Source organism: Pseudomonas sp. Irchel 3E19 (assembly GCF_900187585.1).
GTDB classification, from domain to species: Bacteria; Pseudomonadota; Gammaproteobacteria; order Pseudomonadales; family Pseudomonadaceae; genus Aquipseudomonas; species Aquipseudomonas baetica.
The window spans coordinates 1-24,943 of the sequence record NZ_FYDT01000070.1 but is presented as its reverse complement, the minus strand read 5'-3'; the positions used below and the strand labels follow the sequence as shown (position 1 = coordinate 24,943).

Below are 24,943 nucleotides of genomic sequence, written 5' to 3'. Positions count from 1 at the left end.
GTCGGCCGGAGAAGCTCAACGCCTTGATCGGGCATTGGCAGCAGTATGTGGAGGAGACCGGGGTGATTCTCAGTGCTTCGCCGTTTCAGCCGGATTAGATGTTGCCTGACAGATTGCATTAGCGAGCAGGCTCGCTCCCACATGTGGATTTGTTAACCCGATCCAATGTGGGAGCGAGCCTGCTCGCGAAGAGGACGTTGAAAATCACCCATCAAGCCCGGACTGTACGTACCCCTTCATTCGTAACTTCATCCCGCCGCACAAACCGGTTCGCCCGCCCGAACGTGCCGAAATCATTAAACCGAACCCCCATCTCCCGCATCACCTTGTGCGCCACCGGCACGGTCATCTGGCGTATGTAAAACGGCTCCTTCACCACAAAATGATGAATCCCGTGGCTGCTGCCAAAGTTGAAGCAGAACGCCTGCAACGGCCATAGGCACCAAGGGTTCAGCACCTGACATTGCTGCAACACATTGCCCGGTTCCACATCGCCGTAGTAATGCATGTTCGAACTGATGAAGTGCAGGCAAAACGTACGCAACACATTCGGGCCGATGATCACCACGGCAGCAATATCGATTACCTGCATCACTGACAATGTGGTCGCCGACCATTCAATCGGCGAGCCCATCAGGTACGCGATGCCATTGGCTGCGTGGAAGCCTAAAAAAACATACCACGCGCCCCAATGCAGCAGCGCCAGCGGCGCGTAGACCTTGAACACCCGCTTGAGAATGCTCCACTTGTGCGCCCAGGTTGGCGCCCGCAACAAGCGGATGAACGCCGACATCATGTTGTCGCCGACCATCAGCAGACGCGCAAAGCCCCACGGTTCGCCGTTGGTGATTGCGCGCTCTTCCATGTCGGTTTCAGTGCCGGACACCTTGTGGTGATTGAGATGCAGATGCCGGCGAATCCACGGGTTGATCGTGCTTGGCCGCGCCAGCCACACCAGGCCCATCATCAGGTTGTGCGGCACGCGTTGCTTGCGGAAATACATGCTGTGGATCAGATCATGTTCGAGCTCATGGGTGAGCGAGGCAAAAAATGCATTGAGCAGCAGGCACACCCACCAGGCCATGTGGCCGCTGATGTACAGCGCTGCCGAACCGATCATCCCGGCCAGGGCAAACGCCAGAATCCCTGCACCCAGCGCATCCTGATGCTTGAGAATCGGGTAGCGCTCGCGCAATTCGACGCCTTTGGCCAGCACCACTTGGCGAATATGCGCTGATCGCTGGGCAGCATTGTGACGCGGGGGACTTGCAGAAGTACCGTCCATGCTTCCATCCTCTGGGTATTGATGTTCGCATCCTGCCTTGCAGGGGTGCGAAACGCGATAGCCGAGAACGCCAACCTGTTGACCGGAAGCGCCAATCAGCATGAAGGAACCGACCTCCCTCGCCAGCTGGACCCGTGCCTTGCGCAAGCAACTCGATGCGCTGGGGCTGGACAGCACTGACCTGTGCCAACAGGCCGGGCTTGATCCACTGCTGATGGACGATCCCAACGCGCGCTATCCGTTGTCCGGCACCACGCGGCTGTGGCAGATCGCCGTGCAGGTCAGCGGCGATCCGGCAATCGGTCTGCGGGTGTCGCGATTTGTCAGCCCGACCACGTTCCATGCACTCGGTTATGCGCTGGTGGCCAGCGGCAGTTTGCGCGAGGTGTTCGAGCGCATCGTGCGTTATCACCCGGTGGTCAGCGATGCGCTGGAACTGGACCTGAGCCGCAGCGATGATCGTTACCTGTTCCGTCTGAACATTCCGTCAGGCAACCCCGCTCCCGCCTTTGAAGCCATCGACGCCTTCGCCGCGATCTACGTGCGTACCTGCCGCAATCGCCTCGGCCGCGATTACGCGCCGCTGGCCGTTTACCTGCGCCGCCCGGAACCGGTCGATGCGCATCAGTGGCACAAAGTCTTCCGCGCGCCGGTGCATTTCGCCTCCAGCGAAGATCGCCTGGAATTCGCCCTTGCCGACTTCGACAGCCACCTCGACGACGCCAACCCGGAACTGGCCGAACACAACGAAACGGTGCTCAAACGCACCATGGCCCAGCTCCAGCCATTGACCTGGGAACGCAAAGTGCGCGACGCCATCGAAGAACAACTGCCCGAAGGTGAGCCCAGCGCCGAACGCATCGCCCAAGCCTTGCACCTGAGCCTGCGCAGCCTGCAAAGGCATCTGGCGGATGAAGGTTGTCGCTTCGACACGCTGCTCAACGAAAGCCGCGAGAACCTCGCGCTGCTGCACCTGCGCGATCCGCAGTGTTCGTTGAGTGAGGTCAGTTATTTGCTGGGGTTTGCCGACACCAGCAGCTTCAGCCGCGCGTTCAAGCGCTGGACGGGGATGACGCCGGGGCAGTTTCGCGATCAGTTGCGTTGATTGATCCCGAATTGAATCTTGAACTTCATCGCAAGCGAACTGCTTGCTCCAGACGCCAGTGAAGTCTTGAGCCATGCCCCGGGCGCAACCTTGCCCGGTTTATTGCTTGGAACTCTCGGCTTCAATTTCAAAATAGTAAGTTGGTGATCGTGCAGACGTTTCAACGCCTTTTGTTTGCACTACGAAATAAGCATGCTCACCTACGCTGAAACTCATTCGATCGGTCATCCATTTATAATCATGCTCGGGGTCGACTTCCGCGATCAGGTCCAAGGTCTCATGCGCATACATCTTGACCGTCCAATCCCGTCGACGAGATCCCATAAAGATTATGCTGTCGGATGTCGTATGGTGGTTCGGGGGATGAAGCACAAGTGGCGCCTCGACCTCAATTCCCGCCTGCTGGGAAGTCAGCTCATTGCCTGCATCTGTCGGGATCTTGCTCATGGTTTCCACTCCTGTGGGTAGGGTTTCTTCCGTTCTAACCCGCAGTTCCATCAATCGTCTACTGTCAAACCTGACAGGGGGCCAATGGCCATCAATCTGGTCAAAAGTCCAATTCCCCTCCCCGCCGCAGGCTGTCTTACTCTTGGAAAACGGTATGTGAGTTCTGCTGAGGCCATTTAGATCACTTGAAAGCCCAACTCAAAAACAGTAACCGTCGCATCACTGCTCACCCGCACGTGTCCACCATGCAATTGCATGATCGACTGCACAATCGCCAGCCCTAACCCACCCGAGTCACCCGGCTCTGCCCGCGAAGGATCGACCCGGTAGAAGCGGTCGAAGAGTTTGCCCAGATGCTCGGCGGCAATGGTCGGGCCGTGGTTGTGTACCTGTAACCAGCAAACGCCCGGCTCATCACGGCGACGCAGGCTGATCACGGTGCCGGGATCGGCATGCCGCACCGCGTTGGCCAGCAAGTTGCCGAGGGCGCGTTGCAGCAGTTGCTGATCGGCGAACAGTTCGCCGTGCAACTGGTTTTCCAGACGCAAATCGCGGTCATCGGCCAGCGCCTCGAAGTAATCACAGAGTTCGCCACCCACCTCAGGCAGATCCAGCGTCTGCAAGTTGAGCGCCCGCTCCGCCTGCTCCGCACGGGCGAGGAACATCATGTTTTCCGCCATGCGCTTGAGCCGCTCGAACTCTTCCATGTTCGACGCCAGCACTTCCTGGTATTCCGCCGTGCTGCGTGGGTGATTGAGTGCCTGGCCGTTGCTGGCGAGCAGCGTGTGCAGCGGTGTGCGGATCTCGTGGGCGAGGTCGGCGGAGAACTGTGACAGGCGCTGCACGCTCTCCTCCAGGCGCGCCAGCATGGCGTTGAGTGCGTGCACCGGTTCGAGCAATTCGGCGGGTGTGCCCGTGGCGGGCAAACGCTGATCGAGACTGCGCAGATCGATGCCACGCACCGCCTCACTCAACTGGCGCAACGGTTGCAGGCCACGACGCAGCAGCACCAGACCCAAGGCAAACGCCAGCACTGCGCCGAGCCCGATCGCCAGGTACAGGCGCATGCGATAACTGGCGAGCATCTGCTCGCGTTCGCTCAACACTTTGCCGGCGATGACAGTCAGCGATTCGCCGTTCGGCCCTCGGGCTTCGCCAGACACCAAGGCCAGCGCTGCACCGTCCGGCGCTTGCCAGGTCAGGACGTCACGCCGCTGCGGTGTCTGATCACGCGCAATGGCGGCCATTGCCGGCAATTCTCGTTGTCGTGGATTGATGCCAATCACGCTGGAGCCGTCGGCGCGGCGCACCAACAACAAGCTATCGAGATTACCGAGCATGTTCTGATACAGCCGTGGCCGCGCCTGCAAGGCGTCGAGGCTGTCGCTGTCGGCGAGCAAGGCGCGTACCTGCTCCAGGCGGCCGAGCAACGCCAGATCGTCACGCCAGGCGATTTCCGAGGCGAGCGAGCGGTAGAGAAATATACCGATCGCGCTCAAGACCAAGGCGCAGACAATCGCGAATGCCAGCGCCAGGCGCCAGGCGATCGACCTAGAGCGCATCGTCAGGCGCTTCCAACTGATAGCCGACGCCGCGCACGGTGTGGATCAGTTTCGGCATGTACGGATCATCGACCTTGGAGCGCAAACGACGCACTGCGACCTCGACCATGTTGGTGTCGCTGTCGAAATTCAGGTTCCACACCTGCGAGGCAATCAGCGTGCGCGACAGCACTTCGCCCTGCCGGCTGGCCAGCAGATGCAGCAGGGCGAATTCCTTGTTGGTCAACGAAATGCGCTGACCGCCACGGCTGACGCGGCGGCGCAGCACGTCGATTTCCAGATCGGCGATGCTGTACGACTCGGCTTCGCGCATCGGCCCGCGTCGCAGCAGCGTGCGCACGCGCGCGAGCAATTCGGCGAAGGCGAAAGGCTTGAGCAAGTAATCGTCGGCACCCAGTTCAAGGCCGCGCACGCGGTCTTCGATGGCGTCCTTGGCGGTGAGAAACAGTACCGGCGTGGCGCCGCGCTGGCGAATCAGTTGCAGCAATTGCCAGCCGTTGAGGCCCGGCAGCATCACGTCGAGGATGATCAGGTCGTACTCCTGCTGCTCGATGAAATAGCGCCCGTCGAGGCCATTGAGCGCCACATCCACGGCAAATCCTGACTCGCCCAGCCCTTTGGCAAGGAAATTGGCGGTTTTGGCTTCATCTTCTACGACCAGCAAACGCATGGCACACCTCGATTGATCAGGCACACAGGCTAGGCGCCTTCGGCGACGTTGCCCATTACAAACTTGTAATCCGACTGACGAGGTTCTGACGAAGACCGGCGGCTAAGGTGGCAGCCTTCGCTTTCGGAGCTTGTTTCATGACCTTCAAGTACCTCGTTTCGAGCCTCGCCATCGGCCTGAGCGCCAGCGTTTTCGCCGCTCCTGAACTGCCGCGCCACGCCGACCTTGATCTGAAGACGGCACGCCTGCTGGCCGATACGGCAATGAGCAATTGCACCGGCACGGTGTCGGTGCTCGACCGTGGCGGCAACCTTTGGGTGACGATGCGTGGCGACGGCGTCGGCCCGCACAACACCGCTGCCAGCCAGCGCAAGGCCTACACCGCGCTGTCGACAAAAACCCCAACCCGCTTGTTCGCCGAGCGCGCTCGCAGCAACCCGGAAACCGCCAACCTCAACACCCTCGACGAATTACTGCTGCTGGGCGGCGGCATTCCGCTGTTCGCCGGCCATGAACTGGTCGGCGCCATGGGCGTGGCCGGTTCCGGCGGCGGCGAGCAAGACGAAACCTGTGCAACCCGCGCCGCCGACAAGGCCGGCCTGTCCATCACCCGATCCCAATAAGGAGCTTCATCATGAATACCCTGCGCATGACGTTCGCCGCGCTCGGCCTGAGTGTTTTCTCAAGCCTGGCCCTGGCTGCCGGCAACCCGCTGAGCGTGCACGTACTCAATCTGGAAAACGGCCTGCCTTCGCCGGGCGTCAACGTGACGCTGGAAAAGCACGTCGGCCAGAACTGGCAGCCACTGGCCGAAGGCACCACCAATGAACAGGGGCGCATCGCCGAACTGTTCCCGGCCAAGCAGCCTTTTGAAGCGGGCGAATACCGGGTGGTGTTCAAGACCGGTGAATACTTCAAAAAGACCCAACACGAAACGTTCTTCCCGGAAATTCCGGTGATTTTCGAAGTGAAGCAGACGGATCAGCACTACCACATCCCGTTGCTGCTGAGCCCGTACGGCTTCTCGACCTATCGCGGTTCCTGAAATCAACACAGATCAAAAATGTGGGAGCGGGCTTGCTCGCGAAGGCGCCGGATCAGTCGACAGCTTTGTTGAATGATTCACCGCTTTCGCGAGCAAGCCCGCTCCCACAGGGGTATCCGGTGCTTCTCAGATTGTGGCCAGCGCACGCAATCGCACCGCATCAAGAATTTCGATCTCACCGTAAGCCAAGCCAATAATCCCCTGCCCCTGCAAGTCCTTGAGAATCTGATTGGTGGTCTGCCGCGACAGCGACAGCATTGATGCCAACTGCTCCTGCGGCAGTTGCAGCACGCGGCGTGGTGCGTCGAGTTCGCCGTAACCTTCGGCAATCATCAGCAAGCGATGCGCCAGCCGCGCCGGGGCCGGCAGCAGGCTCAGCTGTTCGAGATTGATAAACGTCAGGCGCAGTTTGTGACTCATCAGCAACGCCAGATGCCGCCAGTACACAGGATGTTCATCGAGCAGTTTCAGCAGGTTGTTCTGCGGAATATTCAGCAGCGTACACGGCCCGACGGCATAGGCGTCATGGGTGCGCGGCTGGCCGTCGAACAGGCAGATCTCGCCGAACCAGTGCGGCGCTTCCACCAGGCTGAGCAGCGCTTCCTTGCCCTGTTCACTCACCGCGCCAATGCGCACGGCGCCATCGAGCACCGCGTACAAACCGCACGGTGGATCGCCGCGCTGGAACAAGCGCTGCCCCGCCGTCAGCCGCCGCTCCCGGGCCGCCGCCAGCAGACTATCCTGAAAGGACGCAGGTAAATGACTGAACCATTGCCCAGTCAGCAGCCGTGAACGCATATCCATGAAAACTCCTGATTGTCGGCTGCCTGACAGAACGAACGCTGAACCCGGGGCATGCTGCAATCACCCTACAGGAGGAACAACAATGAAAAGCCTCGTCGATCACTTGAGTCAATACGCCGCCTACCACCGTGACCCACGCAACATTGCCAGCCACTTTATCGGCATTCCGTTGATTGTGGTGGCAGTGGCAGTTTTGCTGTCGCGGCCGGAATGGTCGCTGGGCGGATTGTGGATTTCACCAGCGGTTTTGCTGGCACTGGCCTCGGCGTGGTTTTACCTGCGCCTGGAAGTGAAGCTCGGGGTGCTGATGACCCTGCTGATGGGGCTTTCGGTGTGGGCCGGGCATGTCTTGGCGCAGCAGAGCACGATGGTCTGGCTGAGCAGCGGTCTGGCGATGTTTGTGATTGGTTGGGTGATCCAGTTTGTCGGGCATCACTACGAAGGGCGCAAACCGGCGTTTGTCGATGATGTGAGCGGGCTGATTGTCGGGCCGTTGTTTGTCGTGGTCGAGTTGGCGTTCCTACTCGGGATGCGCCAGGAATTGAAAGAGCAGATCGAGGCGCGGGCGGGGGGGGTGCGGGTCAATCCGAATCGGGCCGCTGTGTAGATCGCATTCGCGAGCAGGCTCGCTCCCACAGGGGATTTGTGGCGATCACAGATCCAGTGTGGGAGCCAGCCTGCTGGCGATGCTTTTTGATTTAGAGGTTGCCGACTTTCTGCCAGACCTTCGGCTTGAAGAACAGGGTTTCACCCTTGGCCAGGCCCGTCAGGCTGTCGTGGTCTTTCACCACTTCGGCCTCGATCAGATCCGTCTGCCCTTCCACCTTCAACGTCACCCGCGTGGTCGCGCCCAACGGCCGGATATCGCGGACTTCGGCGGCGTGATGATCCTCCAGCTCATGCCGCGACAGCGACACTTCATGCGGACGGAACAGCACGTGTTTGTCACCGCCCAGGTGCAGACGGTTCGAATCACCAAGGAAGTGATAAACGAAATCGCTGGCCGGGTTTTCGTAGACGTCACCCGGTGAGCCGATCTGCTCGATCACGCCCTTGTTCATCACCACGATACGGTCGGCCACTTCCATCGCTTCTTCCTGGTCGTGGGTCACGAAGACCGAGGTCAGGTTGATGTCTTCGTGCAGACGCGCGAGCCAGCGGCGCAGCTCTTTACGCACCTTGGCGTCGAGGGCGCCGAAGGGTTCGTCGAGCAACAGCACTTTCGGTTCCACCGCCAGGGCGCGTGCGAGGGCAATCCGCTGGCGCTGACCACCGGACAACTGCTCCGGGTAGCGATCCGACAGCCAGTCCAGTTGCACCATGTTCAGCAGTTCGTGAACCTTGGTCGCGATCTGGCTTTCAGTCGGGCGCTGGTTTTTCGGTTTCATGCGCAGGCCGAACGCGACGTTGTCGAACACCGTCATGTGCCGGAACAAGGCGTAGTGCTGGAACACGAAACCGACGTTGCGATCGCGCACATCGTGGCCGGACACGTCTTCACCGTGAAACACGATGTTGCCCTGATCCGGGGTTTCCAGACCGGCGATAATGCGCAGCAAGGTGGTTTTGCCGCAGCCGGACGGACCGAGCAACGCGACCAGTTCACCGCTGTGGATGTCCAGGCTGATGTTGTCCAGCGCCTTGAACGCATTGAAATTCTTGCTGACGTTACGCACTTCGATCGACATGAATTATTCCTCCGCGGCGCTGGCGCGCAGGCGGTTGATACGGTTTTCGCTCCACTGCTTGGCCAGCAGGATGAAGAGCGCCAGGATCAGCAACAGGCTCGCCACGGCGAACGCGGCCACGTGGTTGTATTCGTTGTAGAGGATCTCGACGTGCAGCGGCAAGGTGTTGGTCACCCCGCGAATGTGCCCGGAGACCACCGACACCGCACCGAACTCACCCATGGCCCGCGCGGTACACAGCACCACGCCATAGATCAGGCCCCATTTGATGTTGGGGACGGTGACGTGCCAGAACATCTGCCAGCCATTGGCGCCGAGCAGGCGCGCGGCTTCCTCTTCCTGAGTGCCTTGCTCCTGCATCAGCGGAATCAGCTCGCGGGCCACGAATGGCACGGTGACGAAAATCGTCGCCAGCACGATGCCCGGCAGGGCGAAGACGATCTGAATGTCGTGCTCCTGCAACCACGGCCCGAACAGGCCCTGGGCGCCAAACATCAACACGTAGACCAGACCTGCGATCACCGGCGACACCGAGAACGGCAGGTCGATCAGCGTCACCAGCATGCTCTTGCCACGGAACGAGTATTTGCTCACGCACCACGCCGCGCTGACGCCGAACACCAGGTTCAGCGGCACGGAAATCAGTACGGCGAACACGGTGAGCTTCAGTGCCGACAGCGCATCCGGTTCGAAGATCGCGGTAAAGAACGCGCCGAGACCGTTCTTCAAGCCCTGCGACACCACGATGAACAGCGGCAGCAGCAAAAACAGGAAAAAGATCAGCCAGCCGAGACCGATCAGGATGCGCCGCGATGTGGCACTGCCACGCCGCGCAGCGTTGGCCGAGGAAGCGGCCGCAATAGACGATTGGGACATGTTCGCGCCTCCTTATGGGGTTTCGATGCGCCGCTGCAGCAAGTTGATCAGCAGCAACAGGACGAAGGAAACCACCAGCATCAGCACGCCGATGGCAGTGGCGCCGGTGTAATCATACTGGTCGAGTTTGACCATGATCAGCAGCGGCAGGATCTCGGTTTTCATCGGCATGTTGCCGGCGATGAAAATCACCGAACCGTACTCGCCAACACCACGGGCAAACGCCAGAGCAAAACCGGTCAGCCACGCAGGCAACAGCGCCGGCACCAGAATGTGGCGGAACACTTGCCACGGTTTGGCACCGAGGCAGGCCGCGGCTTCTTCGACTTCACGAGGGATATCGGCCAGCACCGGTTGCACCGTGCGCACCACGAACGGCAGCGTGACGAAGGTCAGCGCCAGGGTGATGCCCAGCGGGGTGTAGGCGATCTTGAAGCCGAGGTCGGCGGCAAACTGGCCGACCAGACCGGCCGGTGCGTACAGCGCGGTCAAGGCGATGCCGGCCACGGCCGTCGGCAGGGCGAACGGCAGATCAATCATCGCGTCGATGACCTTGCGTCCGGGGAAGGTGTAACGCACCAGCACCCAGGCCAGCAGTGTGCCGATGATGCCGTTGATGATCGCGGCACACAGCGCGGTGCCGAAGCTCAGCTTCAGTGCGGCCAATACGCGCGGCGCGGAGATGATCGTCCAGAACTGATCCCAGGTGAGCTGCGAGGCGTGAATGAACATCGCCGCCAGCGGGATTAGCACAATCAGGCTGAGGTACACCAAGGTGTAACCCAGCGTCAGCCCGAAGCCGGGTATGACGGGGGAGATACGACGCGACATAAAAGTCCTTGGTTAAAAACGCATCAATGTGGGAGCGAGCCTGCTCGCGAAGAGGCCATTTCAGTCAACATTTACGTCGTCTGACACACCGCCTTCGCGAGCAAGCTCGCTCGCTCCCACATGGTTTCGTGCCTGGGCATCAGGCTTATTGTGGGTCAGATTACTGCGCCTGATAGATCTGGTCGAACACGCCACCGTCATTGAAGAATTTCGGCTGCGCGGTTTTCCAGCCGCCGAAGTCCTTGTCGATGGTCACCAGCTCCAGTTTCGGGAACTGCTGGGCGTACTTGGCAGCCACGTCCTTGTCCCGTGGACGATAGAAGTTTTTCGCGGCGATTTCCTGGCCGGCCGGACTGTACAGGTGCTTGAGATAGGCCTCGGCGATCTGCTCGTTGCCTTTCTTCTCGGCGTTCTTGTCGACCACGGCCACCGGCGGTTCGGCGAGGATCGACAGCGAAGGCACGACGATGTCGAACTTGTCCGCGCCGCCATCTTCTTTCAGCGCCAGGAACGCTTCGTTTTCCCAGGCCAGCAACACGTCACCCTGACCGTTGTTGACGAAGGTGATGGTCGAGCCACGAGCGCCGGTGTCGAGAATAGGCACATGCTTGAAGAGGGTCTGCACGTATTCCTTGGCTTTGGCTTCGTCACCGCCGTTGGCTTTCAGACCGTAGGCCCATGCGGCGAGGAAGTTCCAGCGCGCACCGCCGGAAGTTTTCGGGTTAGGCGTAATCACCGAGACGTCGTTCTTGACCAGATCACCCCAGTCCTTGATGCCTTTCGGGTTGCCCTTGCGCACCAGGAACACGATGGTCGAGGTGTACGGCGTGCTCGCTTCCGGCAGACGCTTCTGCCAGTCGGCCGGCAGGGTCTTGCCGAGTTTGGCAATTTCGTCGATGTCACCGGCCAGGGCCAGAGTCACCACGTCGGCACGCAGGCCGTCGATCACCGCACGACCCTGTTTGCCCGAACCACCATGGGATTGCTGGATTTTCACGGTGTCGCCAGCATGGTCCTTCTGCCAGAACTTGATGAATTCGGCGTTGTAGTCCTGATACAGCTCGCGTGTCGGGTCATACGAGACGTTGAGCAGTTCGTAATCCTTGGCAACCGCGGAACCGGCAAACACAGCGCTGGCCAGCGCGGCCAAAGCGTAACGGCGAATCGACGACATGGTGAAAGCTCCTGGAATTCTGGGTGGTGGCTTTTTCTTATGAATATCTGGAATCGGGTTTGCCGGCCAAAGATCGCAGCCTTCGGTAGCTCCTACACACAGCCCCCTGTAGGAGCTGCCGAAGGCTGCGATCTTTTGATCTTCAATTCAGCTCGGCTTGTTGCCCGGTTGCTGCAAACGGAATTTCTCTTTGCGTTCGATCTGGACGACTTGAGCGTTGTGGACAGTGATCTCCACTGCGCCGAACCGCAGATCGCGCAGGGCGCTCTGGATTTCACGCAAGATCGTGGTTTCGTCCTGACCGTCAACGCTGCGAAGGGATGCGCTCATGGTGCTGCTCCTTTGAATGGAATATGCCTGGCAGTGGGCGGCACTGCGTTCGGCGTGGGAGCAATATAAGAGAGGCTTGGATATTCTTAAAAAGACTATTTAAGAATGTTTATATAACTAGAAAACTGATCGTTCCCACGCTTGGCGTGGGAATGCATCCTGCGACGCTCTGCGTTGCGGTTTTGGTGAAGACGCAGAGCGTCCCGGGCGGTATTCCCACGCCGAGCGTGGGAACAGGATTGGCCAGTGGTTTAGCCGATAACGGGCGCGTACGCCCAATCCAGATCCAGCGCCGGCACCGGCCGTCCAAACCAGTAGCCCTGCCCCAGATCGCATTCCTGCTCCAGCAGAAACCTTGCCTGCTCAGCCTGCTCAATCCCCTCGGCATGCACCTGCATGCCCATGCTTCGCGCCAGCGCGATGATCACCCGGACGATCGCCGCGTCATCCTCGTCCCACGGCAACCCGGCGACGAAACCCTGATCGATCTTGAGCTTCTGCACCGGCAAGCGCTTGAGCCGTAGCAACGACGAATAGCCGGTGCCGAAATCGTCGATGGCCAGGCGAATGCCCAACTCACGCAAGCGATGCATCTGTTCCAGCGCCACCTCCGGATCGTCCATCACCGCGCTTTCGGTGACTTCCAGCTCCAGATAGGCCGGATCCAGCCCGGTGTCGCGCAGCACCTGGGCCACTTGCTGATACAACTCGCGCCGGGCGAAAAGCCGCGACGACACATTCACCGCGACAAACGACAGCACCCTTCCTGCCTGCTGCCATTGGCACATTTGCCGGCAGGCCTGCTGCATTACCCAGGCATCGATTTCGGCGATCAACCCGGTGCGCTCGGCGATTGGAATGAACTCGGCCGGCGACACCAGACCGCGCTGCGGATGCTGCCAGCGCACCAGGGCTTCGACGCCGATCAGGCGACCGGTTTGCAGCTCGTGGACCGGTTGATAGAAAACCCGCAGCTCCTGTTGCTCCAGCGCACGGCGCAATTCGAAAGCAATCTCGACCCGTTGCTGGGCATGCGCAGTAAGTTCTTCGGTGTACAGCGCGTAACCATTGCGCCCGCTGCTCTTGGCCTTGAACAGCGCCGCATCGGCATTGCGCAACAATTGATCGGCGCTCAGTGCATCGCTGGGAAACAGGCTGATGCCGATGCTGGCGTTGATAAACAGCTGATTACTGTCGAAACAGAACGGCTCCTTGAGCGCGTCGAAAATGCGCTGGGCCAGTGCCGCCGCCTGCCCGGGCTGTGGACAACTTTCCGCCAGCACCGCGAACTCGTCGCCGCCAAGCCGCGCCAGCGTGATACCGGCGCCGAACAGCGCCTGCAAGCGCGCCGCCACAGCTTTGAGCAAACGGTCGCCGACGTTATGCCCGAGGCTGTCGTTGATCATCTTGAAGTGATCCAGATCGAGCAGCAGCAGCGCGCAGCCGCGTTTGTGGGCCTGCGCCGAAGCCAGGGCCTGCTCGGCGCGGTCGCTGAACAGCAGGCGATTGGGCAGATCGGTCAGCGGATCGTGGTGGGCGAGGTGCTTGAGCTCGTGCTCGGAATGCTTGATCGCACTGATGTCGGAAAACACCGCCACGTAATGACTGACCTGGCCCTGATCATCGTGGATGACACGGATGGTTTGCCACTGTGGATAAATCTCGCCACTTTTGCGGCGGTTCCAGATCTCGCCGCTCCATTCGCCCTGACTTTCCAGCGTCGCGAACATCGCCTGATAGAAGCCCGGCGGATGATGGCCGGACTTGAACAGGCTGGGTCGCTGACCGAGAACCTCTTCACGCAAATAACCGGTGATCTCGATGAACGCGCGGTTCACATGCACGATCAGGCCCTGACGATCAGTGACCAGCACCCCTTCGCGGGTGCAATCGAACACGGCCGCGGCCTGGCGCAGTCGTTCACGGTCGGCGTGGCGCTCGCGCAAACGCGCACCGATGCCGAGAAATTCGCACAACCGCGCCCGCGCCAAAAAGATCAGTCCGGCGCTGACCGCCGCAATGACATAACCGTTGATCAGTTGCCATCGCGCCACATCGGCGGAGTTATCGAAGAAACTGTTTAATAAATAACCAGTACCTTGCAGCCAGACTGCCGCAAGCACGAGATAGAGCAGCGCTGCACGCAAGGCATCGCGATAAGTGGCAGACATTCGGCCGTCCATGTCCCTACAAAAAGGTTGGAATTATAGGGCAAGAAACATCCAGCGACTCTTATCTGAAAGGGCGACTGGTTTTATCTGTGTGCTTGGTGATAATGCAACGGCTGTTTTTATCTTTATCGAGGGCCCTATAGCCTATGTGGTACGAAGGTTTTCTTGGCTTGTCGGCCTGGTCACTGGTCGCAGTCACCCTGCTGATGACCCACGTGACAATTGTCGCCGTCACGGTCTATCTGCACCGTTACTCGGCCCATCGCTCGCTGGAGCTGCACGCCGGCCTGAAACACTTTTTTCGTTTCTGGCTGTGGCTGACCACGGCGCAGAACACCCGCGAGTGGACGGCCATCCACCGTAAACACCACGCCAAATGCGAAACCGAGGACGACCCGCACAGCCCGGTCATCAAGGGTTTGTCCACGGTCCTGCGCAAAGGCGCCGAACTGTATCGCGCCGAAGCCGAGAACCCGGAAACCCTGCGCATCTACGGCAAAAATTGCCCGGAAGACTGGATCGAGCGCAACCTCTACAGCCGCTACCCTCTGCTGGGCGTGGCGATCATGGGCGTTATCGACCTGCTGCTGTTCGGCACCATCGGCATCACCATCTGGGCGATCCAGATGATGTGGATCCCGGTATGGGCCGCCGGCGTGGTCAACGGCTTGGGTCATGCCGTCGGTTATCGCAACTTCGAATGCCGCGACGCAGCAACCAATCTGGTGCCGTGGGGCATTCTGATCGGTGGCGAAGAACTGCATAACAACCATCACACCTACCCTAACTCGGCCAAGCTGTCGGTGAAGAAGTGGGAGTTCGACCTCGGTTGGGCCTGGATCAAAGTCTTCAGCTTCCTGCGTCTGGCCAAGGTGCAGCGTGTAGCGCCGATTGCCCACCGCGTCGAAGGCAAAGGCAATCTGGACATGGACACCGCCATGGCGATTCTCAACAATCGCTTCCAGATCATGGCCCAGTACCGCAAGTTGGTCATCGGCCCGCTGGTCAAGCAGGAGCTGGCCAAGGTCGATCACTCGGTGCGTCACCAGTTCCACCGGGCCAAACGTCTGCTGTCGCGGGAAACCAGCCTGCTGGAAGATCGTCATCACGCACGCATCCAGAGCATGCTCGAACACAGCCAGGCGCTGAAGGTCATTTACGAAAAACGCCTGGCCCTGCAGCAGATCTGGGTCAAGACCAGCTCAAATGGCCACGACATGCTCGCTGCCATCAAGGAATGGATTCACGAGGCTGAGGCCAGCGGCATCCAGTCCCTGCGCGAATTCGCCGACCAGTTGAAAACCTACTCGCTGCGTCCTGCGGCAGTCTGAGACCGTTGATCGGTGTGCCCGGAATGCCGGGCGCACCTTTCGGAACTAAGCACTAAATCCCCTATCTCAAAGACACTTCGCCATCCCGGCGGGCCGTACTGTGGCCGTGGTTGAAATGCGGCACGCCCTTTGAGAACTGTGCCGATGGTCAATAACAACCAAAAAGACTCATCCCTCCCGCAGTGGCCCGAGGCCGCGCAAACCCTGATGGCGCTGATGCACGCCCAAGGCGAAGTCGCACGCCTTAGCGAACGCGAGCAACTGTTCAGCTCGCTTTTGGTCAGCGTCAACGCTGTGCTCTGGGCCTTTAACTGGGAAACCCGTCAGGTGCTGTACGTCAGCCCGGCCTATGAAAGGATTTTCGGACGATCCGCAGGCCTTCTGCTGGCCGACCACAACCAGTGGCGCGACAGCATCTACCCGGACGATCTGGACTACGCCGAACGCAGCCTCGCCGAAGTGCTGCGCAAAGGTGCGGTGGAAGATCGCGAGTACCGAATCATCGCCGCCGACGGCCAAGTGCGCTGGCTCAGCGACAAATGCTTCATCAATCGTCAGGACGAACCCGGCCAACCGGTAATCATCGTCGGCATCGCCGAGGACATCACCGACAAAAAGCAGATGGAAACCGAGCTGCAACGCCTGGCCACCACCGATGTGCTGACCCAGAGCAGCAACCGTCGACACTTTTTCGAATGCGCCCACCGCGAATTCGAAGAGGCGCGCCTGCAAGGCGCGCCATTGGCTTTCCTGCTGCTGGATATCGATGACTTCAAAGTGATCAACGACAGCTACGGTCATCCCCAGGGCGACAACGTGCTGCAACAGATCGCCGAGTGCGGCCGCAGCTCGTTACGTCGGGGCGATCTTTTCGGGCGTATTGGCGGCGAGGAATTTGCCGCAGTATTTCCAGGCTGCGCGCCGGACATGGCCATGCAAGTAGCCGAGCGCCTGCAACAACAGATTCAACGCTTGAGCTTCAGCCATGACGGTCAGACTTTCGGCATCACCGTGAGCCAGGGCCTGACCAGCCTCACGGCACAAGACGAAAGCCTCGACAGCCTGTTCGCCCGGGCGGATGCGGCGATGTATGAGGCCAAGCGGCAGGGCAAGAACCGGATTATCTCTGGCTGAATACGGATTTCAGACTCAACAAATGACCCTGTGGGAGCGAGCCTGCTCGCGAAAGCGTCCTGTCAGACAAAACAGTATTGAATGACACACCGCATTCGCGAGCAGGCTCGCTCCCACATTGGAAAATTGCCGACTCTGCTACTTACGCATCCGCATCAACTCCGGCAACCCGATCTTGAGCAGCCGTGCCGTGCGACTCTTCGCCAGTTCCTCAATACCCTCATGCTCGGTCAGGCGCGCCATTTGCGCCGCCATGTTCATCACCAGCGCCTCGCGGGAATACACCCCACCGCCGAGCTGGTAGACCGAGGCAATCAACTCGCGCAGCTCCAGCGGCAAACGCCAGCGAGTGCGCAGCGCCGAACCGTAGGCCGCACCGAATTCGGCTAGCGCGTCGCCGACCTCTTCCCATTCATCCAGCTCACCACCGGCCTGCTTCCACTCCTGCAAGCAACGCAGCAATGCCAGATCACCCAGCCGATGCAACATGCCTGCGCAATAACAGCGCTCCTGATCCAGATCGAGCAGACGCGCCAGGGTGCGCGCGTACTCAGCGGTATGCAGTGACAGCCCCCAATAACGCTCGGCGTAGTCCGCCAGACACGGGTCACTGAGTCTGGCGCTGCGCTTGAGCGCCAACCCCAGAATCAGATTCATGCTCTGCCCGGTACCGAGCCGATGCAGCGCCTGCGCGAGCGTCTGGACTGCCGTGCCATGGTGCTGCGCGGCACTATTGGCGGCGGCGATCAACACGGCGGTGATCTGCGGATCGGTTTTTATCTCATCTTCCAGCAACTTCAGATCCAGCCCGCCGGGATTGAGGCTGCGTTTGACCGCCACCTGCACATCGGTCATCAACGGCGCGCCGTCAGCCTGCTCGCGGCGCCGCTCAAGGAACACCGACAAGGTCATGCCCGGCGCCAGCGCAGGTACTTCACACAACACTTCTTCCCCGGCATTGAGCAGCAACCCCTGCAAGCGCTCGGTCAGGCTTTCCATGTTCAACGGTTTGGTCAGGTACGCCGTCGGCGCCAACGGCAGGGCTTCACGCACACTGGCGCTGTCGTTGCGAGTGCTCATCAGAATGAATGGCAGCGGCGGATTGCGTTGGCGCTGACGCACGCTGCGAAGTACGTTCAGCCCATCGGTGCCGGGCAATTCCCAGTCAACGATCGCCAGGTCATAAGGCACGTCGCGCAGCATGTCCAAGGCCTGCTGGCCATCGACACACAGATCCACACGCGCATCGCAACGCACGTTCAGCAACACTTGTTTGAGCAGGTCTCGAGACCATGGATCAGCCTCGGCAATCAGCACTCGGGGTACGGCGGGTAAATCAACGGCAGTCATGCGCGCTCTCCCTTGCAATGCCTGAACCTTAGCCAATGCTGGCCATTCGATACAGCACTAAACCCAAGGATGTGATTCAAGAGGCGAAAAAAAACCCGCCGAAGCGGGTTTTTTGTCTATCCGATCACACGGTGCCCGGCCTTACAGCTCCGAGAAGCACTCTTCGATGATCGCCAGACCTTTGTCCAGTTGCTCGTCCGGCGAGGTCAGCGGTACGAGTACGCGCAGAACGTTGCCGTAGGTACCGCAGGACAGCAGGATCAGGCCCTTGTCGCGAGCCTTGGCGACAACGGACGCGACATCGGCAGCGTTCGGCTTGTGGCTGTCGCCGTTTTCGAACAGCTCGACGGCGATCATTGCACCCAGGGCACGGACTTCGCCGATGACCGGGTACTTGGCCTGGATGGCTTTGAGGCCAGTGACCAGACGCTCGCCGACAGCCTTGCAGCGATCCAGCAGTTTTTCTTCTTCGAACACTTCCATCACGGCCAGGGCCGCGGCGCAAGCGATCGGGCTACCGGCGTAGGTGCCGCCCAGGCCGCCTGGTGCGATGGCGTCCATGTATTCAGCCTTGCCACACACACCGGCCAGCGGGAAACCGCCCGCAATGGATTTGGCGAAGGTGGTCAGGTCGGCAGCAACGCCCATCTGTTCCATGGCGAAGAAGGTGCCGGTACGGCCAGCGCCGGTCTGCACTTCGTCAGCGATCAGCAGGATACCGTGCTGGTCGCACAGGGCACGCAGACGCTTCATGAACTCCTTCGGCGCGACGTAGAAACCACCTTCACCCTGAACAGGCTCGATGATGATCGCGGCGATGTCTTTCGGCTCGGCGTCGTTCTTGAAGATGCGTTCGATCGAAGCGATCGAATCATCGATGCTCACACCGTGCAGTTCGTTCGGGTACAGCGCGCGGAAGATGCCGCCTGGCATCAGGCCCATACCGGCCGAATAAGGCACGACTTTACCGGTCAGACCCAAGGTCATCATGGTGCGACCGTGGTAAGCGCCGGTGAAGGCGATCACTCCAGCGCGGCCAGTGGCGGCACGGGCGATTTTCACGGCGTTTTCTACCGCTTCGGAACCGGTGGTGACCAGCAGGGTTTTCTTGGCGAAATCACCTGGCACCTTGGCGTTGATTTTTTCGCACAGCTCAACGTACGGCTCGTAAGCCAGCACCTGGAAGCAGGTGTGGGTCAGCTTGTTCAGCTGTTCGGTCACGGCAGCAATGATTTTCGGGTGCACGTGGCCGGTGTTCAGCACAGCAATACCGCCAGCGAAATCGATGAATTCACGACCTTCAACGTCAGTCACGGTCGCGTTCTTCGCGGACTCGGCGAAGATCGGGTGAATCTGGCCAACACCACGGGGTACAGCAGCGGTACGGCGGGCCATCAGTTCAGCATTAGTCTTGCTCATTACAGTCCTCATTCGCCGCTCATCGGGCGGCGTGGTTCAAGGATTAAGCGGGAGGAAGCGACGGTGGCAGCATGCGATGATCGACTGCCACGGCGTTCCCGGCCGCAGAGAAAATTCCGGTTTGAAACGACGCAAAGGGACAGCGCTCTCGTGCCCTTTGCGTTTGCAGCGATCCCTTTCCCGGCTTAGATGCCCAGGCAGAGGTATTTGATTTCCAGGTAATCTTCGATGCCGTACTTGGAGCCTTCACGGCCCAGGCCCGACGCCTTGATGCCGCCGAACGGCGCGACTTCGTTGGAGATCAGCCCGGTGTTGACGCCGACCATGCCGTATTCCAGGGCTTCCGCCACACGGAACACACGGCCCAGGTCACGAGCGTAGAAGTACGAGGCCAGACCGAACTCGGTGTCGTTGGACATCGCGATCACTTCAGCTTCGTCTTTGAAACGGAACAGTGGGGCCAGCGGGCCAAAGGTTTCTTCCTTGGCCACGGCTGCGTTTTTCGGCACGTTGGTCAGGATGGTCGGCTCAAAGAAGTTACCTTCCATTGCCTTGCCGCCCGCCAGCACAGTGGCGCCTTTGGCCACGGCGTCAGCGATGTGTTCTTGCACCTTGGCCACGGCTTTTTCATCGATCAGCGGGCCCGTGGTGGTGCCATCTTCCAGGCCGTTGCCGATCTTCAACTTGGCCACTGCCACTTTCAGCTTCTCGGCGAAGGCGTCGTAGACCGAATCCTGAATGTACAGACGGTTGGCGCAGACGCAGGTCTGGCCATTGTTGCGGTACTTGGAAATGATCGCGCCTTCGACGGCCTTATCCAGATCCGCGTCGTCGAACACGATGAACGGCGCGTTGCCGCCCAGTTCCAGCGAGACTTTCTTGATGTCCTTGGCGCATTCGGCCATCAGCTGACGACCGATTTCGGTCGAACCGGTGAAGGACAGCTTGCGCACGATCGGGTTGCTGGTCAGCTCGCTGCCGATGTCGCCGGCGCTGCCGGAAACAACGCTGAACACACCGGCAGGAATGCCGGCACGCTGGGCCAGCTCAGCCAGTGCGAATGCGGAAAATGGCGTTTGCGAAGCAGGCTTGAGCACCATGGTGCAACCGGCAGCCAGCGCCGGGCCGGCCTTACGGGTGATCATCGCCGCCGGGAAGTTCCACGGGGTAATGGCCGCGGTCACGCCGATTGGCTGCTTGATCACGATCAGACGCTTGTCCGGCTGGTGGCCCGGAATCACGTCACCGTAAATGCGCTTGGCTTCTTCGGCGAACCACTCGATGAACGAAGCGGCGTAAACGATTTCGCCCTTGGCTTCGGCCAGCGGCTTGCCCTGCTCGAGGGTCATCAGGCGCGCGAGGTCGTCCTGGTTCTCGATCATCAGTTCGAACCAGCGACGCAGCTTGCCGGCACGCTCTTTGGCGGTCAGTGCACGCCAGGCCGGCAGCGCTTTGTCAGCGGCTTCGATGGCGCGGCGGGTTTCGGCAGCGCCCATCTTCGGCACGGTGCCGAGAATTTCGCCAGTGGCCGGGTTGTTGACCTTGATCGTCTGACCGTTGTCCGCATCGACCCAAGCGCCATCAATGAAGGCTTGCTGGCGGAACAACTGGGTGTCTTTAAGCTGCATGTCGGCTTTCCTTAACAGCACCGCGGCCTGCGCGGAGCAAATTATGATTGTAGAAAGGCGCCTCGCAAGGCTGCCGTCAGGGAAATCAGTGACCGGGTGAGGCGCATAAGATAGTGCACGACTCGAAACACCTGCGCTTCAACACCCCATCAACGAGCGTTTGAAATCTCAAACGGATCCTAGGAGCAAAGGGGTTAAAGGACAATAGGGCGTTCGAAAAAAAGAACAAAAACGGCGTGTTTGTGGAAATTTTCAGATCAACGAGCAAAAAGCCCCGGCCGCAGGAAAACCATAGAACAGCCCCGCGAAAGCGCCAAGCGAGGGTTTTGCAGGACGTTACCGCTTTCTGGAATGCAGCGGATTTATCCCGACACGCGCACTGACAATACGCCTCAAAACCCAGCATGGACGCCCCGAGCCGACCTAGGTATGATGTCGCCCGCTGCACCAGTAGCTCAGCTGGATAGAGTACTGCCCTCCGAAGGCAGGGGTCATGGGTTCGAATCCCGTCTGGTGCACCATCTTCTATCCCTTGTATTACAAGGGGTTAGCTTCACTGCCAGAAATCTGTCCTAGTCCTGAAAGTCGTTTTTGCCACAAATTTGCCACACTCAAGTGTGGCGGGAATGGTCGAAATGGCAACAATCAGGAATCGCGGCGAGTATCAGTGGGAAGCGCAAATTCGCCGTAAGGGCTATCCAGCCCAGCGAAAAACCTTTGAAACCAAATCTGATGCCCAAGCCTGGGCACGCATGATCGAAAGCGAAATCGACCGGGGCATCTTTGTTTCTCGCGTCGAGGCTGAACGCACCGCCTTTCATCAACTCATTGATCGCTACATCTCCGAGATAGCCCCTAAACACAAAGGCGCGTACTCGGAAATCAAACGCCTGGAAGCGCTCAAGCGTCATCCGCTGGCGACACGCATCGTTGCCACCCTCACCTCTTCAGATTTTGCTCGTTACCGTGACGAGCGCCTGAAGATCCGTAAGGGCAACACGGTCAAGCGCGAGCTGGCTTTGTTCCAATGCGTGATCGAGGTCGCTCGCCGTGAGTGGGGCATTCATCTGGCAGAGAATCCGGTCAGGATGGTCAGCCGCCCTAGCTACAACGACGAGCGCTCGCGACGGCTCGACCCAATTGAAGAGCAATACATGCTTGGCGCGTTAGAGCTTCGTGAGCGACGTGCTGATGGGACCTACGCCGATGCATCACACAATCCCTGGATACGGCCCATTGTCCAACTGGCGATTGAGACCGCCATGCGCCGTGGCGAGATTTTCGAGCTGCGCTGGAAGCATGTGAACCTGGAACGTAGAACCGCGCACCTCCCTGCAACCAAGAACGGACTGCCCAGAACCGTCCCGCTTTCGCCGAAGGCTATTCAGTTGCTCCAGGATTTGCCGCGCTCGCTGTGCGGGCGAGTCTTCCCCACCACGGCCGACGCCCTCAAGAAAGCCTTCGTAAGAGGTCTGGAGCGAGCCAGGCTGAAATACTTGGGGGATTGCGCAGTGGCGCAGGTAAGACCTCAGGAAGACTTCCTGATCAATCTACGCTTTCACGACCTACGGCATGAAGCGACCTGTCGGCTTGCGACCAAGCTACCGAATCTGATCGAGCTTGCGAGCGTGACGGGGCATCGGGAGGTGAACATGCTTAAGCGGTACTACAACATCACTGCAGAAGAGCTGGCGGCGAAGCTGGCCTGATCGGACCACACCGGTCCGTATGGTAATCGCACAGACGGAGCATCATTTGCGCACGACTGGGCCAGTCGAGGTCAGCACACTGGGTGTTTTTGACAGGCAGAAGTCGGCAAAAAGCGGAACTCCACCCTTCCAGTTAGTGAGTCCATTGCAGATATCGGAACCCAGTGGATAACATGGGTGAAAGCTAGCTTAGTGACACCCTCCTCTCTGCTCGGATGCATCTCCACTTTGTGCAAGGGAACGCTAGAAGACCATTTCCACAGCACAGCCCCAATGGAATATATGCGCCATGCTTCACATCTCTGTCAAAACATCTAATTGCGACCAAGACAATCAATACCTCATCGAAGAAATGGCAACGGCTTCGGTCAGCTTGGAGCTTCACTTTGATGAAATTGTGAGCACTCAATCTCGCTCGGAACGAAAGCAAGAACTTACTCAAGCGATTCAGCGTGAACTCTCGCAGTTCAAGTGGCTAATCTCCGGTAGCGTGCAGATCGAGTTCGCTTGGTACCTCCACAGCATCCAACGCCAAGAGACGGACAAGGTGGGTGATATTGACAACATCACAAAGCCAATTCTTGACGCACTGACTGGACCAGATGGCATACTCATAGACGATTCTCAAATCGGGTCGGTGCACACTTTCTGGATGTCTCGCAACGAACAGCTCTCCTACAGCGTCCTGAGGCTAAGTATTCAGTTCTCTAATGACGACTGCCTAGACAAACACAACCTCGTTTTCATCCAATATTGGAACGCGATGTGTGTCGCGCTGAATGTTGACTTCGCAGACCAAAAGTCCATTTTTGGTGCGCTCTTCGTTGTTCGAGCACGCAAGATTTACCGCAGCATGGCGAGCTGGTTCCGAGAAACTGGCGCCGACGCCGACCGATTCCTAATCCAGTCGACATGGGAATTCCATCGGACACGTGTCGGTGGCTTTCCTAGGGAATGCGTTCTGTCTATGGCGCAGTTTAACCAGAGGGCGCTAAACGCCGGATTGGATTGGGGCGCTCTTCGCAAATTACGGCAGGCACTCGGACGCCTTCCATCTCTACGAGTGCCGGCGCACCGTAATGTGAGGCGTATTCCTACGGATGAATAGCCCGAAGGGCAGATGTCCTGACATGCGTCCTGCAGTGGAAATAGAAGTGATTTTTCAGAAAAGCAGTTGCTAGGGGGAAGACTCATCGCTGAGGATCTACTCCACTCCATTGCGATCATTCAACCCTGCGACACGAACGGCTGATTAGGGTCGGTTAGCGCCCGAACTTGTTGCCTATGAGGTCCATGCTTGTCCTTCAACACATATAGAGGACACGTCATGCCGATCACCGCATTCCAATCGAAAAAAAAGCTGGAACAAGGGAAAACTGATGGGGCAGAAAGCTCCGCTCCGTCTCAGAGACATTTGGGAAATTCGAGTCAGGCTCCAGCTAACAGGGAAAACCAGAGATGAGGCGCTCTTCGATCTGGCCATCGACAGCAAATTACGTGCGTGCGATCTCACCAAACTTCGGGTTAGCGACATCTCACACGGCCAGCGCGTCGCGCCTCGGGTGATTGTGATGCAGCAAAAGACTAAACGGCCGGTGCAGTTCGAAATAATGGAGCAGACTCGGAAGGCGCTAGAATCCTGGATACGGATCGCGCATCTGCAAGGCGAAGACTTCTTGTTTCCCAGTCGTATTCGAGATTCCGAGCACCTTTCTACGCGGCCATACGCACGTATCGTAACTGCATGGGTTGCTTCGATCGGTCTCGACCCCGTTTTGTACGGTACTCATACGCTGCGCCGAACCAAGGCGACGTTGATCTACAGAAGAACCAAGAATCTGAGGGCTGTGCAGCTGCTCCTTAGACATACCAAGTTGGAAAGCACGGTACGCTACCTAGGTATTGAGGTAGACGATGCTTTGGAGATTTCCGAGCAGACTGAGGTTTGAGGATTTGGCGGCGGTAGTGAACCGTCGCTATCCGACCCCTTGCAGCCGGTCGACGCCAATAGGCCGAACCATACCTGATGGTTTGTGGGCGGCGGGGCTTTAGGAACGGAGCATTGGCAGGCGAAGGCTCTGTCCCTTTTGGAAGGGAGCATGTCCAAGGGTCCATTGCTCTCAGCCTGAGACTAATTCACTCTATACTGGCATAATGCGATTGAACGAGCCCCATGAAAGACAGGACACCGTTTCCCCCTTACGATAAGGGATAGGCAAACGGTTATGTTTATGACTAATAGCAACGATAAGAGTGGTGAGCTTTTGGGCCAGGAGCGGCGTCGTCGCTGGAGCCCAGAGCAAAAGCTGGCCATGGTTCGAGAGAGCCTTGAACCAGGACAAAGCGTTTCGGTCGTGGCTCGGCGCAACGGCATCAATGCCAAC

Annotated in this window: 24 protein-coding genes and 1 tRNA gene; 11 read left to right on the top strand and 14 right to left on the bottom strand. The window is 59.1% G+C overall.

All coding sequences use genetic code 11. The features are described from left to right. Positions 1-211: 211 nt before the first annotated feature. A complete protein-coding gene (locus CKW18_RS27445; protein ID WP_095191647.1) occupies positions 212-1,285 on the bottom strand; it encodes a fatty acid desaturase in 1,074 nt (357 codons plus the stop codon). Between the two features lie 100 nt (positions 1,286-1,385). On the opposite strand from CKW18_RS27445, the gene CKW18_RS27440 reads away from it, so the two are divergent. Beyond that, positions 1,386-2,390: an AraC family transcriptional regulator gene (locus CKW18_RS27440; protein WP_095191646.1), complete on the top strand. Its 1,005-nt coding sequence runs from the start codon at positions 1,386-1,388 to the stop codon at positions 2,388-2,390. Between the two features lie 99 nt (positions 2,391-2,489). Here the strand turns inward: CKW18_RS27440 and CKW18_RS27435 are convergent, their stop codons facing one another. The 3 genes from CKW18_RS27435 to CKW18_RS27425 form a co-directional block, all read right to left on the bottom strand. Further along, positions 2,490-2,837: a hypothetical protein gene (locus CKW18_RS27435; protein ID WP_095191645.1), complete on the bottom strand. Its 348-nt coding sequence runs from the start codon at positions 2,835-2,837 to the stop codon at positions 2,490-2,492. Positions 2,838-3,013: 176 nt separating this feature from the next. After that, positions 3,014-4,399 carry a heavy metal sensor histidine kinase gene (locus CKW18_RS27430; RefSeq protein ID WP_095191644.1) on the bottom strand — a complete coding sequence of 462 codons (1,386 nt, stop codon included), beginning with the start codon at positions 4,397-4,399 and terminating at the stop codon, positions 3,014-3,016. Continuing rightward, on the bottom strand, positions 4,389-5,069 hold the full coding sequence (locus CKW18_RS27425) for a heavy metal response regulator transcription factor (protein WP_095191643.1): 681 nt from the start codon (positions 5,067-5,069) through the stop codon (positions 4,389-4,391). The genes CKW18_RS27430 and CKW18_RS27425 overlap by 11 nt, the downstream gene beginning before the upstream one ends. Positions 5,070-5,206: 137 nt before the next feature. On the opposite strand from CKW18_RS27425, the gene CKW18_RS27420 reads away from it, so the two are divergent. Then, positions 5,207-5,692 (top strand): heme-binding protein, encoded by a 486-nt coding sequence (locus tag CKW18_RS27420; RefSeq protein WP_095191642.1) that lies wholly within the window; start codon positions 5,207-5,209, stop codon positions 5,690-5,692. A gap of 11 nt (positions 5,693-5,703) precedes the next feature. Continuing rightward, complete coding sequence (gene uraH / locus CKW18_RS27415; RefSeq protein WP_095191641.1) at positions 5,704-6,114, top strand: hydroxyisourate hydrolase; 411 nt, start codon at positions 5,704-5,706, stop codon at positions 6,112-6,114. A gap of 126 nt (positions 6,115-6,240) precedes the next feature. Here uraH and CKW18_RS27410 read toward each other — a convergent pair whose 3' ends face one another. After that, positions 6,241-6,918 (bottom strand): Crp/Fnr family transcriptional regulator, encoded by a 678-nt coding sequence (locus CKW18_RS27410; RefSeq protein WP_095191640.1) that lies wholly within the window; start codon positions 6,916-6,918, stop codon positions 6,241-6,243. Positions 6,919-7,000: 82 nt separating this feature from the next. Here CKW18_RS27410 and CKW18_RS27405 point away from each other — a divergent pair, with 82 nt between their 5' ends. Then, the gene (locus CKW18_RS27405) at positions 7,001-7,525 is read left to right on the top strand and encodes a DUF962 domain-containing protein (RefSeq protein ID WP_095191639.1); all 525 of its coding nucleotides are present in this window, start codon (positions 7,001-7,003) and stop codon (positions 7,523-7,525) included. Between the two features lie 91 nt (positions 7,526-7,616). Here the strand turns inward: CKW18_RS27405 and CKW18_RS27400 are convergent, their stop codons facing one another. The 6 genes from CKW18_RS27400 to dibA all read right to left on the bottom strand — a co-directional run bounded on the left by CKW18_RS27400 (position 7,617) and on the right by dibA (position 13,988). Beyond that, positions 7,617-8,606: a sulfate/molybdate ABC transporter ATP-binding protein gene (locus tag CKW18_RS27400; protein ID WP_095191638.1), complete on the bottom strand. Its 990-nt coding sequence runs from the start codon at positions 8,604-8,606 to the stop codon at positions 7,617-7,619. 3 nt (positions 8,607-8,609) lie between these two features. Beyond that, entirely contained in the window at positions 8,610-9,482 is an 873-nt protein-coding gene (gene cysW / locus CKW18_RS27395) for a sulfate ABC transporter permease subunit CysW (RefSeq protein ID WP_095191637.1), read from the bottom strand. A 12-nt stretch (positions 9,483-9,494) separates the two neighbouring features. Next, complete coding sequence (gene cysT / locus CKW18_RS27390; RefSeq protein ID WP_095191636.1) at positions 9,495-10,313, bottom strand: sulfate ABC transporter permease subunit CysT; 819 nt, start codon at positions 10,311-10,313, stop codon at positions 9,495-9,497. A 160-nt stretch (positions 10,314-10,473) separates the two neighbouring features. Further along, complete coding sequence (locus CKW18_RS27385) at positions 10,474-11,487, bottom strand: sulfate ABC transporter substrate-binding protein (RefSeq protein ID WP_034151823.1); 1,014 nt, start codon at positions 11,485-11,487, stop codon at positions 10,474-10,476. 147 nt (positions 11,488-11,634) lie between these two features. Continuing rightward, positions 11,635-11,817, bottom strand: coding sequence for a sulfur starvation response protein OscA (oscA, locus tag CKW18_RS27380; RefSeq protein WP_003220508.1), 183 nt, complete (start codon positions 11,815-11,817; stop codon positions 11,635-11,637). Between the two features lie 251 nt (positions 11,818-12,068). Beyond that, on the bottom strand, positions 12,069-13,988 hold the full coding sequence (dibA, locus tag CKW18_RS27375; RefSeq protein WP_095191635.1) for a phosphodiesterase DibA: 1,920 nt from the start codon (positions 13,986-13,988) through the stop codon (positions 12,069-12,071). 146 nt (positions 13,989-14,134) lie between these two features. On the opposite strand from dibA, the gene desA reads away from it, so the two are divergent. After that, positions 14,135-15,319, top strand: coding sequence for a delta-9 fatty acid desaturase DesA (gene desA, locus CKW18_RS27370; protein ID WP_095191634.1), 1,185 nt, complete (start codon positions 14,135-14,137; stop codon positions 15,317-15,319). A gap of 144 nt (positions 15,320-15,463) precedes the next feature. Continuing rightward, on the top strand, positions 15,464-16,453 hold the full coding sequence (locus CKW18_RS27365; RefSeq protein ID WP_095191633.1) for a sensor domain-containing diguanylate cyclase: 990 nt from the start codon (positions 15,464-15,466) through the stop codon (positions 16,451-16,453). A 138-nt stretch (positions 16,454-16,591) separates the two neighbouring features. On the opposite strand, the gene CKW18_RS27360 is transcribed toward CKW18_RS27365, so the two are convergent. From CKW18_RS27360 to gabD, 3 genes are all read right to left on the bottom strand, one after another. Continuing rightward, positions 16,592-17,803 (bottom strand): response regulator, encoded by a 1,212-nt coding sequence (locus CKW18_RS27360; RefSeq protein ID WP_095191632.1) that lies wholly within the window; start codon positions 17,801-17,803, stop codon positions 16,592-16,594. Between the two features lie 141 nt (positions 17,804-17,944). Continuing rightward, the gene (gene gabT, locus CKW18_RS27355) at positions 17,945-19,222 is read right to left on the bottom strand and encodes a 4-aminobutyrate--2-oxoglutarate transaminase (protein ID WP_095191631.1); all 1,278 of its coding nucleotides are present in this window, start codon (positions 19,220-19,222) and stop codon (positions 17,945-17,947) included. Positions 19,223-19,407: 185 nt separating this feature from the next. Further along, complete coding sequence (gene gabD, locus CKW18_RS27350; protein ID WP_095191630.1) at positions 19,408-20,850, bottom strand: NADP-dependent succinate-semialdehyde dehydrogenase; 1,443 nt, start codon at positions 20,848-20,850, stop codon at positions 19,408-19,410. A gap of 444 nt (positions 20,851-21,294) precedes the next feature. On the opposite strand from gabD, the gene CKW18_RS27345 reads away from it, so the two are divergent. The 5 genes from CKW18_RS27345 to CKW18_RS27325 form a co-directional block, all read left to right on the top strand. Continuing rightward, positions 21,295-21,371: transfer RNA gene (locus CKW18_RS27345), tRNA-Arg, on the top strand. 105 nt (positions 21,372-21,476) lie between these two features. Further along, entirely contained in the window at positions 21,477-22,559 is a 1,083-nt protein-coding gene (locus CKW18_RS27340; protein WP_256587113.1) for a site-specific integrase, read from the top strand. 289 nt (positions 22,560-22,848) lie between these two features. Next, entirely contained in the window at positions 22,849-23,667 is an 819-nt protein-coding gene (locus CKW18_RS27335) for a RusA family crossover junction endodeoxyribonuclease (protein ID WP_095191629.1), read from the top strand. Between the two features lie 271 nt (positions 23,668-23,938). Further along, a complete protein-coding gene (locus CKW18_RS27330) occupies positions 23,939-24,508 on the top strand; it encodes a tyrosine-type recombinase/integrase (protein WP_095191628.1) in 570 nt (189 codons plus the stop codon). A gap of 282 nt (positions 24,509-24,790) precedes the next feature. Beyond that, on the top strand, positions 24,791-24,943 hold a 153-nt coding region (locus CKW18_RS27325; protein WP_141233078.1), incomplete at its 3' end, for a transposase.